Source organism: Acinetobacter sp. BZX-2 (assembly GCF_055179795.1).
The window spans coordinates 792,381-806,854 of record NZ_CM143686.1 but is presented as its reverse complement, the minus strand read 5'-3'; the positions used below and the strand labels follow the sequence as shown (position 1 = coordinate 806,854).

General features: G+C 38.2%; 19 protein-coding genes. 8 read left to right on the top strand and 11 right to left on the bottom strand.

What is annotated here, in order from left to right; all coding sequences use genetic code 11:
- Positions 1 to 3: 3 nt before the first annotated feature.
- A complete protein-coding gene (locus tag ACY45D_RS03835) occupies positions 4 to 645 on the top strand; it encodes a peroxiredoxin (protein ID WP_463108521.1) in 642 nt (213 codons plus the stop codon).
- A 260-nt stretch (positions 646 to 905) separates the two neighbouring features.
- The gene (locus ACY45D_RS03830) at positions 906 to 1,511 is read left to right on the top strand and encodes a DUF805 domain-containing protein (protein WP_463108520.1); all 606 of its coding nucleotides are present in this window, start codon (positions 906 to 908) and stop codon (positions 1,509 to 1,511) included.
- 102 nt (positions 1,512 to 1,613) lie between these two features.
- Here the strand turns inward: ACY45D_RS03830 and ACY45D_RS03825 are convergent, their stop codons facing one another.
- From ACY45D_RS03825 to ACY45D_RS03795, 7 genes are all read right to left on the bottom strand, one after another.
- The gene (locus ACY45D_RS03825) at positions 1,614 to 2,216 is read right to left on the bottom strand and encodes an OB-fold protein (RefSeq protein WP_463108519.1); all 603 of its coding nucleotides are present in this window, start codon (positions 2,214 to 2,216) and stop codon (positions 1,614 to 1,616) included.
- 244 nt (positions 2,217 to 2,460) lie between these two features.
- Positions 2,461 to 2,934, bottom strand: a complete 474-nt coding sequence (gene lysM, locus ACY45D_RS03820) for a peptidoglycan-binding protein LysM (protein WP_010113715.1) — start codon at positions 2,932 to 2,934, stop codon at positions 2,461 to 2,463.
- A 245-nt stretch (positions 2,935 to 3,179) separates the two neighbouring features.
- A complete protein-coding gene (gene acpP, locus ACY45D_RS03815; RefSeq protein ID WP_004723957.1) occupies positions 3,180 to 3,416 on the bottom strand; it encodes an acyl carrier protein in 237 nt (78 codons plus the stop codon).
- Positions 3,417 to 3,503: 87 nt separating this feature from the next.
- Positions 3,504 to 4,238: a 3-oxoacyl-ACP reductase FabG gene (gene fabG / locus ACY45D_RS03810; RefSeq protein WP_463108518.1), complete on the bottom strand. Its 735-nt coding sequence runs from the start codon at positions 4,236 to 4,238 to the stop codon at positions 3,504 to 3,506.
- Positions 4,235 to 5,221, bottom strand: a complete 987-nt coding sequence (gene fabD, locus ACY45D_RS03805) for an ACP S-malonyltransferase (protein ID WP_463108517.1) — start codon at positions 5,219 to 5,221, stop codon at positions 4,235 to 4,237. The genes fabG and fabD overlap by 4 nt, the downstream gene beginning before the upstream one ends.
- Before the next feature lie 164 nt (positions 5,222 to 5,385).
- Complete coding sequence (rpmF, locus tag ACY45D_RS03800; protein WP_004922151.1) at positions 5,386 to 5,571, bottom strand: 50S ribosomal protein L32; 186 nt, start codon at positions 5,569 to 5,571, stop codon at positions 5,386 to 5,388.
- Positions 5,572 to 5,645: 74 nt separating this feature from the next.
- Entirely contained in the window at positions 5,646 to 6,209 is a 564-nt protein-coding gene (locus tag ACY45D_RS03795) for a YceD family protein (protein ID WP_463108516.1), read from the bottom strand.
- 97 nt (positions 6,210 to 6,306) lie between these two features.
- On the opposite strand from ACY45D_RS03795, the gene ACY45D_RS03790 reads away from it, so the two are divergent.
- From ACY45D_RS03790 to ACY45D_RS03765, 6 genes are all read left to right on the top strand, one after another.
- Positions 6,307 to 6,969: an elongation factor P hydroxylase gene (locus ACY45D_RS03790; RefSeq protein WP_463108515.1), complete on the top strand. Its 663-nt coding sequence runs from the start codon at positions 6,307 to 6,309 to the stop codon at positions 6,967 to 6,969.
- A 262-nt stretch (positions 6,970 to 7,231) separates the two neighbouring features.
- Positions 7,232 to 7,849 (top strand): L-threonylcarbamoyladenylate synthase, encoded by a 618-nt coding sequence (locus ACY45D_RS03785; protein ID WP_463108514.1) that lies wholly within the window; start codon positions 7,232 to 7,234, stop codon positions 7,847 to 7,849.
- Positions 7,850 to 7,953: 104 nt separating this feature from the next.
- Positions 7,954 to 8,214 carry a hypothetical protein gene (locus ACY45D_RS03780; protein WP_463108513.1) on the top strand — a complete coding sequence of 87 codons (261 nt, stop codon included), beginning with the start codon at positions 7,954 to 7,956 and terminating at the stop codon, positions 8,212 to 8,214.
- 18 nt (positions 8,215 to 8,232) lie between these two features.
- On the top strand, positions 8,233 to 8,694 hold the full coding sequence (locus ACY45D_RS03775; protein WP_463108512.1) for a hypothetical protein: 462 nt from the start codon (positions 8,233 to 8,235) through the stop codon (positions 8,692 to 8,694).
- Positions 8,695 to 8,803: 109 nt separating this feature from the next.
- A complete protein-coding gene (locus ACY45D_RS03770; RefSeq protein ID WP_463108511.1) occupies positions 8,804 to 9,613 on the top strand; it encodes an MBL fold metallo-hydrolase in 810 nt (269 codons plus the stop codon).
- 2 nt (positions 9,614 to 9,615) lie between these two features.
- On the top strand, positions 9,616 to 10,206 hold the full coding sequence (locus ACY45D_RS03765) for a dual specificity protein phosphatase family protein (RefSeq protein WP_463108510.1): 591 nt from the start codon (positions 9,616 to 9,618) through the stop codon (positions 10,204 to 10,206).
- 27 nt (positions 10,207 to 10,233) lie between these two features.
- Here ACY45D_RS03765 and ACY45D_RS03760 read toward each other — a convergent pair whose 3' ends face one another.
- The 4 genes from ACY45D_RS03760 to trpA are packed head-to-tail and all read right to left on the bottom strand — an operon-like array spanning position 10,234 to position 14,247.
- The gene (locus ACY45D_RS03760) at positions 10,234 to 11,274 is read right to left on the bottom strand and encodes an SPOR domain-containing protein (RefSeq protein ID WP_463108509.1); all 1,041 of its coding nucleotides are present in this window, start codon (positions 11,272 to 11,274) and stop codon (positions 10,234 to 10,236) included.
- Positions 11,265 to 12,554: a bifunctional tetrahydrofolate synthase/dihydrofolate synthase gene (gene folC, locus ACY45D_RS03755; RefSeq protein ID WP_463108508.1), complete on the bottom strand. Its 1,290-nt coding sequence runs from the start codon at positions 12,552 to 12,554 to the stop codon at positions 11,265 to 11,267. The genes ACY45D_RS03760 and folC overlap by 10 nt, the downstream gene beginning before the upstream one ends.
- Positions 12,551 to 13,447, bottom strand: coding sequence for an acetyl-CoA carboxylase, carboxyltransferase subunit beta (accD, locus tag ACY45D_RS03750; protein ID WP_463108507.1), 897 nt, complete (start codon positions 13,445 to 13,447; stop codon positions 12,551 to 12,553). The genes folC and accD overlap by 4 nt, the downstream gene beginning before the upstream one ends.
- On the bottom strand, positions 13,444 to 14,247 hold the full coding sequence (trpA, locus tag ACY45D_RS03745) for a tryptophan synthase subunit alpha (protein WP_463108506.1): 804 nt from the start codon (positions 14,245 to 14,247) through the stop codon (positions 13,444 to 13,446). Before trpA ends, accD begins: the two co-directional genes overlap by 4 nt.
- Between the last annotated feature and the right edge of the window lie 227 nt (positions 14,248 to 14,474).

Here is a 14,474-nt window from a genome sequence, read left to right as displayed (position 1 = left end):
AAAATGACTTTACGATTAGGCGATATCGCCCCCGACTTTAAACAAGAATCAAGCCAAGGTACAATCCAGTTTTATGATTATTTGGATAATCACTGGGGAATCTTATTTTCACATCCTGCCGATTACACACCTGTTTGTACAACTGAACTTGGCTACACTGCAAAATTAAAAGATGAATTTGAAAAAAGAGGCGTGAAAGCCATCGCATTGTCTGTAGATGATGTTGAATCACATAAGGGCTGGATTGACGATATCAATGAGACACAAGTGACGCAAGTCAATTTTCCAATCATTGCTGATAAAGACCGCAAGGTTTCAACACTCTATGACTTTATTCATCCCAATGCCAGTGAAACACTCACAGTACGTTCTTTAGTCATTATCGATCCAAATAAAAAAGTACGATTAATTATTACCTATCCCGCATCTACTGGACGAAACTTTAAAGAAATTTTACGTGTTGTGGATTCACTGCAACTGACAGATAAATTTAAAGTAGCAACGCCTGCCAATTGGCAAGATGGTGAAGATGTCGTGATTGTACCTTCGCTCAAAGATGAGACTGAATTAAAACAGCGCTTTCCTAAAGGTTATACAGCAGTTAAGCCCTATTTACGTTTAACGCCACAACCTAATAAAGACTAAAAGTGTTGTACTCAATTATCCTAGTTTGTATTGAAACAGCTTATTACAATACCCCTTAGCTTAAGCCAAGAGTTCGGACATCGTAATAAGCTTTTTTATTGGAAATTTTCCTAAGTTTTTATGAAAATTAGAATAAAAATTAAAGTTAAACCACTATTTACAAAAAAGTTTCTTCACTATAGAACAAAATACATGCAACTCTGTTAATATCTTTTTCAATAACAAATGTTCTTTTATTAACAACAAACATTGAGAAAAATATGAAAGGTACGATTTTAGATTACAGTATACAAAGTAACTCTGGCGTGATTAGCGGAGATGATCAAATCCGTTATCCTTTTACAGGAGCAGAATGGAAAGCCGATGTACCACCAAATCGTGGCATGCGTATTGATTTTGACGTAGACAGCATGGGCAATGCTTTACAGATCTATACTGAACTTAGGACTAATAATACGCTTCAAAGCATTAGTAAACAATTAGATCAAATTTCTAACCTCAACCAAGATGAAGAACAATACAACCCGATCGATTGGTTTGTAAAATGTTTAAAACAATATGTAACTTTTGATGGTCGTGCTCGTCGTAAAGAGTTTTGGTTTTTTATATTGGTATGCATTGGTTTAGGTATAGTAGCGCGAATAATAGATGGAATTGTTGGCACCACACCACTACTCAATGGTTTATTAAATCTAGCGTTATTTTTACCAAGCCTTGCTGTCGGTGCTCGTCGCTTACATGATGTCGGCCGTTCTGGTTGGTGGCAACTGATTGGATTGACAGGGATTGGTCTTATTCTTCTTATCGTATGGTGGGCGACAGATACTAAGCAAGAACAAAATGAATATGGGCCACCTGCACGCTAATTGGTCTTGAAATAAAATTAAGGGCTGTTAGGCCCTTAATTTTTAAATGAATAGATATAGATAATGATCTACTTCTCAAATAAATCTATAACCAACCTTACTTTAAACAGGCTTACAATTATTTAACATTGGAGAGCCAATAACCTCACCACCACCTTCACACTGTAATGTAATTTTTTGTCCTTTTGATAAATTTGCTGCAAAATTATCAAAATTTTCATCACCAGTTGCTGTTACAGAATCAATGCTATACTCATCGCCGACTTTAAATTGAACATTAGCACCATCGGAAATTCCACTATCAATAGCATCTACAGTACCTGATACTTCTAATATTTGCCCTTTGAAATTTCTATCAGCATTTACTTCATTTGCTTTATATGCAGCTAACAATTGATTCGCCGAAATTTGCATAACTTGAACAGGTTGTTGACTTTGCCCATTTGGTGGCTCAGCTATTTGTGTTGCTGAAGAATCTGTATAAGAATTTGAAGTGTTAGTATCATGTCCACCTGAAAAGACAAATATAAGCCCTAAGATTAACCAACCAAAACTCACAATTCTTGCCAATACACTGTATCCACTTTTTAGCGTGAACCAAGCGAAAATTATTGGAAAAAACAAAATACCTATTCCCAAAAGAAATGAGACAGATTTTTTCTGAGCTTGAGGAAGTGAATTAGTATTATTAATTGAGTTATCCATAAAGACCTTATAAAGTAAATATATTATTTCAATAAAATAACATTAAAAAATATATAACAATATAAATCAACATTTTTATTCTCAAATAAGGCAAGGTCTCAATTAGATTATAAACATTTAATTCATTGATTTTAGTTTATAAATAAAAACCCCTTAATGGTTAACTAATTTCAAGATAGGACAAAACATAACAACAGTAACGCAAAAAAGACACTTTCGTGTCTTTTCTACTCTAACTCAGTCTTTACGCAGGAATACGCAAAACTTGCCCTGGGAAAATTTCATCAGGATCTTTAAGCATTGGTTTATTTGCTTCAAAAATTTTAGGATATTTATTGGCATCACCATAAACTTCTTTGGCAATTTTAGATAAGTTATCACCTGATTTAACCGTATAGAACTTACTTTCAGGTTCAGGAGTAACTACTGTCATTTGGTCATCAACCTGAGCAACATGATCAATATTACCTACAGCAAGAATGATTTTTTCTTTATCTGCCTGTGTCTGCACTTGACCTTGAATAGTTGCTAGATCCGTTGCGCCATTATAGCTCACCGAAAGACCTGTTACAGGTAATCCAAGCGCTTTAATATGACCTAATAATTTATTTGCAATTTCCTGAGCAGATGGCTCAGAAGGTGTCGCTGGTGCTGCTTGAGGTTCAGCAGGTGCAGTATTCTTTTTACCAATTCCTTTAATAAAATCAAAAAGACCCATGTGACTACTCCATATAAATAGTGAACTTGTTTTACTGTGAATGATTTCTATTGTGTTATAAAAATTTATAAACCTTATTCTTATAGCTAAAAAACATACTAAATAACGTTGTCATTGGTGACATAAACGTAACGTTATGTAACTCACATTTTTCTTCAAAAACAAATCCATGTCCACAAAATATAAAAAAGCCACCATAACGGTGGCTTTTACGCGTAACAGCAGTCTGTTACACAGTCAACTAATTAACCAAGTTTCTTAGTTACATAGTCGATCGCTGATTGAACAGTCGTGATTTCGTTAGAATCTTCATCAGGAATAGTGATGTCAAAATCATTTTCGAAAGACATAACAAGTTCTACTAAGTCTAAAGAATCAGCACCTAAGTCATCCATGAAAGATGCTTCGTTTTTGATTTCTTCAGCCTTGATACCTAATTGTTCTGCAACAGCTTGTTTAATGCGTTGTTCGATATCGCTCACAGGAATTCTCCTCATTGCTTGTGGCGGCGTTTTAATTGCCTGATAGTTTAATTGAATATTGAGTTTTTTCAAAGTTTATACATCGCATTAAGCCATGTATAAACCACCATTTACGTGTATTACTGTACCAGTGATGTAACTGGCTTTATCAGAAGCCAAAAAACTCACTGCATTTGCAATATCTTGCGGCTCACCAAAACGGTTTAACGCAACTTGATCGCTCATTTTTTTACGAATATCTTCGCTTAATTGTTCTGTCATTTCAGTTGCAATAAAGCCTGGTGCAATCGCATTTACAGTAATCTGACGACTTCCCATCTCTTTTGCAAGACTACGACCAAATGCTTCCATTCCCGCTTTTGCAGCAGAATAGTTGGCTTGACCTGGGTTGGCAAAATGCGCAACCACCGAACTAATATTGATAATGCGACCAAAGCGAGCTTTAGTCATACCTTTCAATACGCGTTTAGACAAACGGAATACTGCTTTAAGATGAATATTCAAAATATCATCCCAGTCATCTTCTGACATACGCAGTAAAAGATTATCTTTGGTAATGCCTGCATTATTTACAAGTACCATCACTGAACCATATTTTTGTTCAATGTCTGAGACCAATGTATCAATTGCGGTAGCATCACGTACATCTAGAACAGCGCCTGCACCATTTTCAGCAAATGTAGCAGAAAGTTTTTCTGCACCTGCCTCTGAAGTTGCTGTACCGACTACAAAAAAACCGTCTTGAATGAGTTGTTGAGCGATGGCTGCACCAATCCCTCTACTTGCACCTGTTACTAGTGCAACTTTTCTTTCTTGTGTCATGCAATTTTCCCTTCAGCCACTAATATAGCATTCAGTGCATCTTCCATACGACTTTGCGTATCGAGTGGAAATGCTTTTTCAATATTGGGTAAGCGTTTTGCTAAGTTTGCCAATACATTACCTGGGCCACACTCTGCAACATATTGAATTCCTTGATCTTGAAGGAATTGCATCGTTTTGGTCCACTGTACTGATTGATACAACTGCGCAGTTAATGCTTGACGTAATTGCACTGTATCTGCCGCAATTTCTGCGTTGACATTTTGTATTACAGGAATGCTAGGTAGCTCAATGGCAGTATGTTCCAAAGCTTCGGCAAACTGTTCTGCTGCTGGTTTCATCAAAGAACAATGCGATGGCACAGAAACAGGTAATGCAATTGCTTTACCACCATTTTCTTTTGCAAATGCCATAACCACTTCAACCAATGCCTTAGTACCCGCAATCACCACTTGACCTTGTGCATTGTAATTTGCTGCTTCAACTGCACCACCACCTTGAGTATTGGCTTGGTTGCAAAGCTCAATCACTTTAGCATCATCTAAACCAAGAATGGCAGCCATTCCGCCTTGACCTTGTGGTACAGCAGATTGCATAAGTTTGCCACGCAAATGAACCAGTTTTACAGCATCAGCCAATGTCATTGAATTCGCTGCGACCAATGCGCTGTATTCACCCAATGAATGCCCTGCAAGATACTTTGGAGCAACACCACCCAAATCCAACCACACACGCCACAATGCAATACTTGCAGTGAGAAGAACAGGTTGAGTATTTTCAGTTTGATCTAAACCTTCGCCACTTTGTGCGATGTGCCATAAATCGAAACCGATTGCGTCCGAAGCTTCGGCAAAAGTTTCTTGCACACCACTAAACTGTTCAGCAAGTTCGGCGAGCATACCCACTTTTTGTGATCCTTGACCAGGAAACAAAAATGCAGTTTTAGTCGCTTGAGCTGCTTGTTCGAGTCGTCTAGCAGACATATAAAAGTCCCTTATTTAATCTTGATCGTTTCCGATGTGGCAATTTTACAGAAAAAAAAAATTATTTTAATTGCGAAATACAACAAAAAACACAGCGGCTAAAACAAAAAAAGGGAGCTTTCGCTCCCATTTTTTCATTAAGCTCACGCTTAATACTGTCTCAATTATTCAGCATCAGCTGCTTTAGCGAATAATTGGCGACCACGGTAGATACCATCTTTAGTCACGTGGTGACGACGATGAGTTTCACCAGTAGTTTGGTCTACAGTTAATGCATTCTCGGTTAAAGCGTCATGTGAACGGCGCATGTCACGGCGAGAGCGACTTTTACGGTTTTGCTGAACGGCCATGATGGCTCCTTACAAATCGAAAAAATGGATCAGAACAAATTCGGTTGTCTTAACTTAACAGTATAACACAAAATTTAGTTAAGTTTACCCTTCAAACTTGCCAAAACATCAAACGGATTATCCCGTTTTTCTTCGACAATGTCCTGAACGGCAGGTTGATGCTTATGCTCACAAGCATCATGCTTAGGAGATAAAGGCATCAACAATAACAATTCATCTTCTAAAAGTGCAAGTAAATCAACAGTTGCAGAGGTATTGGTTACATAATCCCCTTTTGTTGTTGCTTCACTTTCACCTAGCACGATGAAATCAGCATCCTCATCCAAGCGCTCTATCAGTGACTCATCATCCACTAAAGCTATATGCACGTCAGAAACTAAAGGAATTTCAACAGATTCCAAACAACGTTGGCACTCCATTGGAACACTCGTTTCTACACGACCATCTAGCCATACGATACGATGATACGCATCCATTGATAGCTTACAGTCTATGGTGATCAATTGATCATCAATTGGTCCAACAGCTTCACGGGAAATACGAACAAAGCGAGATAATGGCAGTGTACCTGACCATTTAAAGCCTTGTTCAGCCCATTTAAACGGCTCTATCTGTGCCGGAAAGGTATTTGCTGACATAATTAAGGCGGCAATTCTACAAATTCATCGGTACTCTGTCAAAGATTAAGATACAATTTTGTACTTATTTAGACAGATCATTTGGGTAATACAAGTTATGCATCAGTTGCAGCCGCAACCTGAAGTCACCACTTCATCACAGTTCAACACACATTTATCTTCAAATTCTGCTGAAAACTTAGCCCAAGTGCAACGTTTACAGTGGGTAGATTTGCAGAGTGAAGTTCAACAGGTCGACTGGCTTATCTTACACTTTAATCAATGGTTTTCCCACCTAAATGTTGAACTCGTCCGCGGAGACTCCGAACCTGAGTATTTTCCTGCATTAGATCAAATGCCTGCACGTATTCAATTTGCTCATGGCTTTTTCAATAGTGCCTTACATGAAATTAGCCATTGGTCGATTGCTGGTGAACAGCGCCGTCTATTGCCTGATTTGGGTTATTGGTATGCACCTGATGGTCGTACAGCAGAACAGCAAGCTTTGTTTGAACAAGTGGAAATTAAACCTCAGGCGATTGAATGGTTATTCTCTAAAGCCTTTGGTCGGAAATTCCGTGTTTCTTTGGATAATCTAACGGGTGAAGGTGGCAATGGCGCAACGTTTAAGGACAATGTCTTCGCTCAAGTACAGCGTTATTTTGCAGGTGAAGCCCAACTTCCTCGTGATGCAAAACATTTTATTGAATGCATCTGCGCATCAACAAGAAGTGGCAAAACATTACACAGTTCTGAATTTAACCGAAAAGATTTAGATTAATGATTCTCATCATTTCAAAAGCCTGCTTTTTTGATCTTTGACTGATTTTTTAAGCAACTTAAAAAACCAAAGGTTAAATTGGTCTAAATTGTGATGAAAATACTAAATTGATTTTAAATTAGGCTCATTTGATCATGGACTAATCATCTATTCACATTTGTGATATACATTATTTTTAAATATTAATTACAAATAATAGTGTTTTATTTCATCTATTTTCAATACCATATCACTATAGATAATTTGAATCAGGAGAAAAATAATGCTGCATTTAAGAGTACATCCTGACAATCCTCAAACCAGATTAATCGACCAAGCTGTTGAGCGTATTCGCGCGGGCGATGTTATTGTCTATCCAACCGATGCGGCTTATGCCATCGGCTGTCAGATTGGAAATAAAAATGCGATGGAACGCATTGCCCAAATACGTGGTTTAGGTGCAAAACACCAATACGCCATTATTTGTGCAGATTTATCGGATATTGCAACTTATGCAAAAGTCGATAATGCAATGTATCGGTTACTGAAAGCCAATACTCCCGCAGTGACGACATTCATTCTACCTGCGACCAGTGAAGTCCCTCGCCGCTTGATGCATCCTAAGAAAAAAACCATTGGTCTGCGTGTTCCGAGCAATCCTGTATGTCAAATGTTACTTCGAGCTTTAGGTGAACCTTTACTCACCAGTACTCTGATTCTTCCTGGTCAAGATGCACCGATGGATGATCCCTATGATATTGAACAACAGCTCGAAAAACGTATTGATGTGTTTATTGACAGTGGTTTAGGTACTTTAACCACTACCAGTATTGTGGATTTGTCAGGTGTAAATCCTGAAATTATTCGTCGAGGTGTTGGTGATGTAAGCGCTTTTGAATAAGCGCTTACATCTCTAGATAGATATGATTATGATTTTAAAAGCTTTCTATAAAACTTATCATTTAGCTTTTTAAATAATGTTTTCAATGTTGATTAGGGGATGCTATGGATTTACTCACAACACTCTTAAACATCGAAAATCTACAAGATGATCAAATTTTATTTGTAGAACAACCGTGGACACCTGAATCAGAAGCTGAGCTCAGAACGACAACTCAAAATAATGATCGAAAGAATTTTAAATATTTTATAAAAATTTCTGAACTTAGATTATTATTGCTCCGTTTCGAAATGCGCAATGTATGTTTAAGAGATCGTTGTTATTTGATAATTGAGCATGTTATTGAAATAAATAAACTTATTTAACATCTTCTAAATTTAAATATGAATAAACGACTTTATACCTCTGCAATTGTTCTTGGATTGCTTATCAGCATCTGCTACCCCTTTGTAAAATCACCCAAAGTACAAGTTTATAAAGAACGAGATGAAATCCTATTAGAAAATATTTTTCTGGGTGAATATTATTTAGGATTTGATAAGATAAAAATTCAATCTCTGCCTAATCATGCTGTTATTTGTGAAATAGAACATTACCCCAATATTTATCCTGAAGATCAGCAACAAGTTAATACCCTTCAAGAATTCACTCATAGAGAAAATTATAAACAAGCGATCAAACTCAAAAAAGGTAGCAATGATGAGCAAAGTATTTGGGGAATCGCACCCAAACATGCTCAGCAAAAACCATGTTTATTAAAAAAAGGAACTTATACTGTTTCTGTGTGGGGAAACAATGGTTTTGGTTTTTCAACGCTTAAACGCTTAAAAATCACCATTCCATAAACCGTCATTTACAATATAGCAATTACACAACAGTTGCATTTTTAGATTGGTATTTCTTTCAATTCAGTTTATAAACGAAACAACAATCCTAAAAACAAATGCTTAAATTATGATTTACAACGTACATCATCTTCATTGTGGGACTATGTGTCCGATTTGTGCACCGTTATATGGGCAAAAAGGCTTATATGGCAAAATGATTTGCCATTGCTTACTGGTCGAAAGCGATCAAGGTTTAGTATTAATCGATACTGGGTTTGGTATGCAAGACTACCTGCACCCTCAAACTCGCTTAGGGAAAGCCTTTACTAAAATCAGTGGCATACAATCTGATTTTAATCTCACGGCCATTTCTCAAATTCAACAACTGGGTTTTAAGTCTTCAGACGTTAAGCATATTTTAGTCAGTCATTTAGACTTAGATCATGCTGGTGGTATTTCAGATTTTCCAAATGCAACAGTGCATATCTTATCCAGTGAATTTAATGCAGCACAAAAACTCTCTGTAATGAATAAATTACGTTATCGCCCGCAACAGTTTAAAAGTCATCGCTACTGGAATTTTCTTGAACCTAAAAATGGTGAAGCATGGTTTAACTTCCATAAAGTACAAGGCTTTAGTATTTTTAATGATGAAATTTTGCTGATTCCCTTAGTGGGACATACTGTAGGACACTGTGGTATCGCGATCAAACAACAAAATGGATGGTTATTGTTCTGTGGTGATGCCTATTTCAATCACCTAGAGCTCAATCCCAATAACAAATTACGAGCGCTCGATAAAATGGAATATCTGCTAGCAGCAGATAATACATTGCGATTAAAAACATTATCAAAGCTACAATATCTTGCGCAAAATGAACCTAGCATTGAAATTATTTGTGCACATGATCCTATTGAATTAGAACGGTATATTTGACCATGTTAAAATCTAAAGGTTTAAGATATTCAGTTTTATTGGCTATCAGTTTACAACTGACAGCTTGTATGACCACACCAACCATTGCTGAAAATGAACGCCCTCAACAATGGGGAAAACTGGTGAATAAGCAACATAATTTCTATCAAATTAGCCAAACGGTATACCGTAGCGAACAACCCAGCCCTGAGGCTATTTCAGAGCTTGAAAAAAATCGTATCGATATCGTGGTCAATCTAAGAAGCCGTAATAAAGATAAATTTGTACTGGCCAACCAACCTTTTAAATTAGTACATATCCCGATCAATACATGGGCAATCAATCGAAATGATTTATTAGAAGTCATGCAGACGATTCAAACAGCAGAACGTCAAAACCAAAAAGTTCTGCTTCATTGCTATCATGGATCAGATCGTACAGGTGCCAGTGTTGCAATGTACCGAATCATTTTTGAAAACTGGTCAGTAGATGACGCTTTGAACGAAATGAAGCATGGCGGTTATGGCTTTCACCCTATTTGGGCAAATATTGAAAAATTATTTACCCCTGAAAATATAAAATGGATTCGGGAGCAACTCGCGAATCCATCTTAAAAAAAGAGTAAAGCTTTATGGGTGCAATTAACGACGATCTAAAGGCACCCACTCGATGACCCAAGCAGACTTCATTCCCAAACTTGCATCTGAGTTAATTTTCTTACGCGCAGAATCTGCTGTTTCACGGTCTTTCGCAGGCCCCACCATGATACGAATACCTTTAGAAGTTGGGCTTTTCGTGACCTTATAACCTTTGGCACGGAGTTTTGCAGCAACAGCATCTGCATTGGCTTCATTGGCAGCAAGTGCAACCTGTACCATCCATTGCTTATCGCCATTTTCCAATAAGTCTCGTGCTTTTTCAGCTTCTGCTTTTTTCTTGGCATCTTCTTGTGCTTTACGTTTTTTCTCATCAGCTGCTTTTTGCTCTGCTTCTGCCTTTTTATCAGCAGCAGCTTTTTTATCAGCCTCGGCCTTTCGTTGTTCCTCTATCTTGCGTTGCTCTTCTAGTTTACGTTTTTTCTCATCAGCTGCTTTTTTCTCTGCATCCAATAAACGCTTTTTGTCTTCTGCGGCTTTCTTCTCTGCTTCTGCGGTAGCTTGACGCTTCTGCTCAGCTAACTTTTTTTCAGCATCTGCTTTTTGTTTTAATTGTGCATTTTGCTGTTCAAGTTGCTTCTGATCAGCCGCTTTTTGCTGAGCTTTGGCTTTTTCATCTTGCACTAATTCAGGAGGAATATCAGCGCCCTCTTGAGCAGCACCACGCCTTGCATTCATTGCAGCATACTCTTCTGCTGCTTTACGTGCAGCATCAGCCTCGGCTTGTTGCTGCATCCGTAAAAATTCAGCAGCTTTTGCCTCTTGCTCTGCAACAGCTTTTTCACGTGCGCGTTTCTGTTCTTCTAGCAAACGTTTTTCAGTCGCAACATCGACCGTTAAAGGCTGCAATTGAACAGTTTCACCTACAGATGTATTTTTATTTTGCTGAATTTGTTCGACAGGCTGAGTCTCAACCTGTTTTTGATGAATTTCTTCTTTGCCTTTTAGAAGTAATGCCGCTAATAAAACACCACCACTTAATAATACAACGCCACCCATCCAGCGTTGTTTGTTATTCATTGACATTCTTCTAAATACTCCCAGACCGCTTCTAAGGTATGAAACGAACCGCACACCAAAATCAGCTGATTATTTTTTGTATCTGCAAGCGCTGATTGAAATGCTGCTTGTACACAATTGAATTGTTCGACTGTTTCACCCTGCAATGCAGCTTGTAATTGTTCCATTGATGCTGCACGAGGCACAGTTAATGGTGCAATTTTCCACTTTAACACAGTATTTTTCAATGACTTGACCACAGAATTTATATCCTTGTCAGACAGCATTGAAAAAATTGAGACAACTTCTGTGTACTGTTTATTGTATTCTAGGAATTTTCGCAATTGCTTTAACAAAAAATCAACACCATGCGGATTGTGTCCCGCATCAAAAATGACTGTTTTATCGTTTATTTGCCTTATTTCAAAACGACCTTGTAACTGTGCATTTTGAATTCCACGTGCCATCGCCTCTTGTGAAATGTTTAATCCACTCACTAAAATTGCTGCAACTGCGGTCGAAATATTTTCTAACGCCAAAGTACCCAATGGAAGTTTTAACGTCGTACCTGAACTGGCAAAATTCCATGATTGCTGATCTTGATCTGAAAGCGTATAGAAATAATCACGATTCACCGCATAAAGTTGGGCTTGGCATTGTTCTACTTTATTTTGAATGGCGAGTGGTAAGTCTTGCTGACCCGCAAAAATCACTGGAATATTTGGACGAATAATACCTGCTTTTTCAAAAGCAATCTTTTCAATACTATCACCGAGCCAATCGGTATGGTCTAAGCCTATATTGGTAATCACAGCAACATCTGGATCAATCACATTGACCACATCCAAACGACCACCTAAACCAACTTCAAGTACCCACACATCACATTGTTTTTGTTTAAAAATAACAAATGCTGCTAGGGTCGTCGCTTCAAAAAAAGACAACGTTAAATCACATTCACGGCGGGCTTGATCAACTTGTACAAAAGCATCAATCAATGTTTGGTCGTCAACTTCTTGCCCAGCAAGTTTGACACGTTCATTAAAACGATAAATATGAGGCGACTGATACAAACCGATATTTAAACCCTGCGCATTTAAAATTGCAGCAAGCGTTGTTGTCGTTGAACCTTTACCGTTGGTTCCTGCGACAGTCAAAACTTTAGCATTTGGTTTGACTACACCAAGTGCTTCCGCCACAGGAATGACCCGTTCTAAGCCTAAATCAATTCCCGTAACGTGAACATGGCTCCAATAATCGAGCCATGTTTGTAAATCATCAGTATTTAAAGGTGCTGTATTGTTCAAGACAAATTCATCAGTTTCGCCACTATTCTATATACAGTATCACGTAATGCATGACGATGAACAATTTGATCGATTACACCATGATCAAGCAAAAATTCTGCACGTTGGAACGGCTCTTCCAATTTCTCACGAACAGTTTGTTCAATCACACGCTTACCCGCAAAACCAATCATCGCTTTAGGTTCAGCAATATGTACATCGCCTAACATTGCCAATGATGCTGTTACACCACCATACACAGGATGTGTTAATACCACGATATAAGGTAAATGCGCATCTTTCATCTTTTGAATCGCCGCAGATGTACGTGCCATTTGCATTAAGGACAACATACCTTCCTGCATACGTGCGCCACCCGAAGCTGCAAAACAGATCAAAGGTTGCTTCGTCGCAATGGCTTTTTCAGCAGCTTGGACAAAACGGTCTCCCACCACTGTGCCCATTGAACCGCCCATAAAGTCAAATTCAAATGCACAAGCAACCAATGAGATATTTCTTAACTGACCTTGCATCACAACCAATGCTTCAGTCTCGCCTGTTTTATCCTGTGCTTCTTTCATACGCTCAGGATAAGGCTTACTGTCGACAAAACGTAATGGATCTTTCGCAGAAAACTCTTGACCGAGTTCTGCCGTAACATTGTCAAAGAACCAATTTAAGCGATCTCGTGCCTTCATTTTCAAATGTTCGTCGCACGATGGGCAAACATAAGCATTGAAAGACATCGCGGTACGGGTCACCAAAGCATGACACTCAGGGCACTCAATGGTCGGTTCTGTAAATGTCGCTTTGAGTGTTTGTTGTTGATCTGGCATATGAATGCCTGGAATCGAACGATCTGTCCATGGGGTAGTCGGACTGAGAATTTTCCCTGATTTCACTTCTTGATTCATACTAACTCATCGAGCGCTGCTCGAAGCTCCTTGACTTTATTCACCGCTGCTTCCACGGCTTGTTCTGGTGCTAAGTTTGCAAAAGGTTTTACAAATGCACTTCCGACAATCACAGCGTCTGCAACCTGCCCGACAGCTTTGGCAGAACTTGCATCACTAATACCAAATCCTACGCCTACAGGAATCTCTGTAAATGATTTGATTTTTTGAATACGTGTTGCAACTTCAGTGGTATCTAAAGTTGCAGCACCCGTCACACCTTTCAGTGACACATAGTAAATAAAGCCACTTGCTTGCTTTACGACATGTTGAATTCGTTCATCTGTAGATGTCGGTGCCAATAAGAAAATTTGATCCATATCATATTTCTTTAACACGTCATCTAGTTTGTTTGCTTCTTCAGGTGGTAAATCCACTAAAAGCAAACCATCGACACCACACTCATTCGCATAAGCCACGAATTTTTCATAACCAATCACTTCTACAGGATTTAAATACCCCATCAAAACAACAGGTGTAGTCGTATCTTTTTGACGAAATTCTTTGACCATATTCAAAGCATCTAAGGTATTGGTACCTGCTGCTAAAGCACGTTCAGCAGCCAATGCAATCACTGGACCATCTGCCATTGGATCTGAAAATGGCAATCCAAGCTCAAGCACGTCTACGCCCGCTTCAACCATTTGATGTAACAAAGGAACCGTTACATGTGGTTGAGGATCACCCGCCATAACATAAGAAACCAATGCTTTACGCTGTTGAGATTTAAGCTGTGCAAATCGAGTGGCTAAACGTGACATAGGGTTGTACATTCCTTGGATTGTTAAACTTGAGGAGTTTGTTTTGTAAAAATACAAGACATTACATTGTAGCGCTATTTTTTACTCATTGAACAGAGTAACTCAGTAGCACAATGTTATCTCATATTTATACAAAATAACGAACAACCTATGTGCTACATTTAGCGCTATTTTAAAATTTTGGACAATGATCAAAGCTACCTAATTTTTGCTTTTTTCAAATTTAT

What these genes read in the sequence shown, in the direction of transcription:
- ACY45D_RS03790 (WP_463108515.1), top strand. Translation starts at nt 6,307, where the DNA reads ATGCATCAGTTGCAGCCGCAACCTGAAGTCACCACTTCATCACAGTTC.
- ACY45D_RS03780 (WP_463108513.1), top strand. Translation starts at nt 7,954, where the DNA reads ATGGATTTACTCACAACACTCTTAAACATCGAAAATCTACAAGATGAT.
- fabG (WP_463108518.1), bottom strand. Translation starts at nt 4,238, where the DNA reads ATGACACAAGAAAGAAAAGTTGCACTAGTAACAGGTGCAAGTAGAGGG.
- ACY45D_RS03830 (WP_463108520.1), top strand. Translation starts at nt 906, where the DNA reads ATGAAAGGTACGATTTTAGATTACAGTATACAAAGTAACTCTGGCGTG.
- ACY45D_RS03770 (WP_463108511.1), top strand. Translation starts at nt 8,804, where the DNA reads ATGATTTACAACGTACATCATCTTCATTGTGGGACTATGTGTCCGATT.
- ACY45D_RS03760 (WP_463108509.1), bottom strand. Translation starts at nt 11,274, where the DNA reads ATGTCAATGAATAACAAACAACGCTGGATGGGTGGCGTTGTATTATTA.
- fabD (WP_463108517.1), bottom strand. Translation starts at nt 5,221, where the DNA reads ATGTCTGCTAGACGACTCGAACAAGCAGCTCAAGCGACTAAAACTGCA.
- accD (WP_463108507.1), bottom strand. Translation starts at nt 13,447, where the DNA reads ATGAATCAAGAAGTGAAATCAGGGAAAATTCTCAGTCCGACTACCCCA.
- ACY45D_RS03785 (WP_463108514.1), top strand. Translation starts at nt 7,232, where the DNA reads ATGCTGCATTTAAGAGTACATCCTGACAATCCTCAAACCAGATTAATC.
- ACY45D_RS03825 (WP_463108519.1), bottom strand. Translation starts at nt 2,216, where the DNA reads ATGGATAACTCAATTAATAATACTAATTCACTTCCTCAAGCTCAGAAA.
- ACY45D_RS03775 (WP_463108512.1), top strand. Translation starts at nt 8,233, where the DNA reads ATGAATAAACGACTTTATACCTCTGCAATTGTTCTTGGATTGCTTATC.
- trpA (WP_463108506.1), bottom strand. Translation starts at nt 14,247, where the DNA reads ATGTCACGTTTAGCCACTCGATTTGCACAGCTTAAATCTCAACAGCGT.
- ACY45D_RS03795 (WP_463108516.1), bottom strand. Translation starts at nt 6,209, where the DNA reads ATGTCAGCAAATACCTTTCCGGCACAGATAGAGCCGTTTAAATGGGCT.
- lysM (WP_010113715.1), bottom strand. Translation starts at nt 2,934, where the DNA reads ATGGGTCTTTTTGATTTTATTAAAGGAATTGGTAAAAAGAATACTGCA.
- ACY45D_RS03765 (WP_463108510.1), top strand. Translation starts at nt 9,616, where the DNA reads ATGTTAAAATCTAAAGGTTTAAGATATTCAGTTTTATTGGCTATCAGT.
- ACY45D_RS03835 (WP_463108521.1), top strand. Translation starts at nt 4, where the DNA reads ATGACTTTACGATTAGGCGATATCGCCCCCGACTTTAAACAAGAATCA.
- rpmF (WP_004922151.1), bottom strand. Translation starts at nt 5,571, where the DNA reads ATGGCCGTTCAGCAAAACCGTAAAAGTCGCTCTCGCCGTGACATGCGC.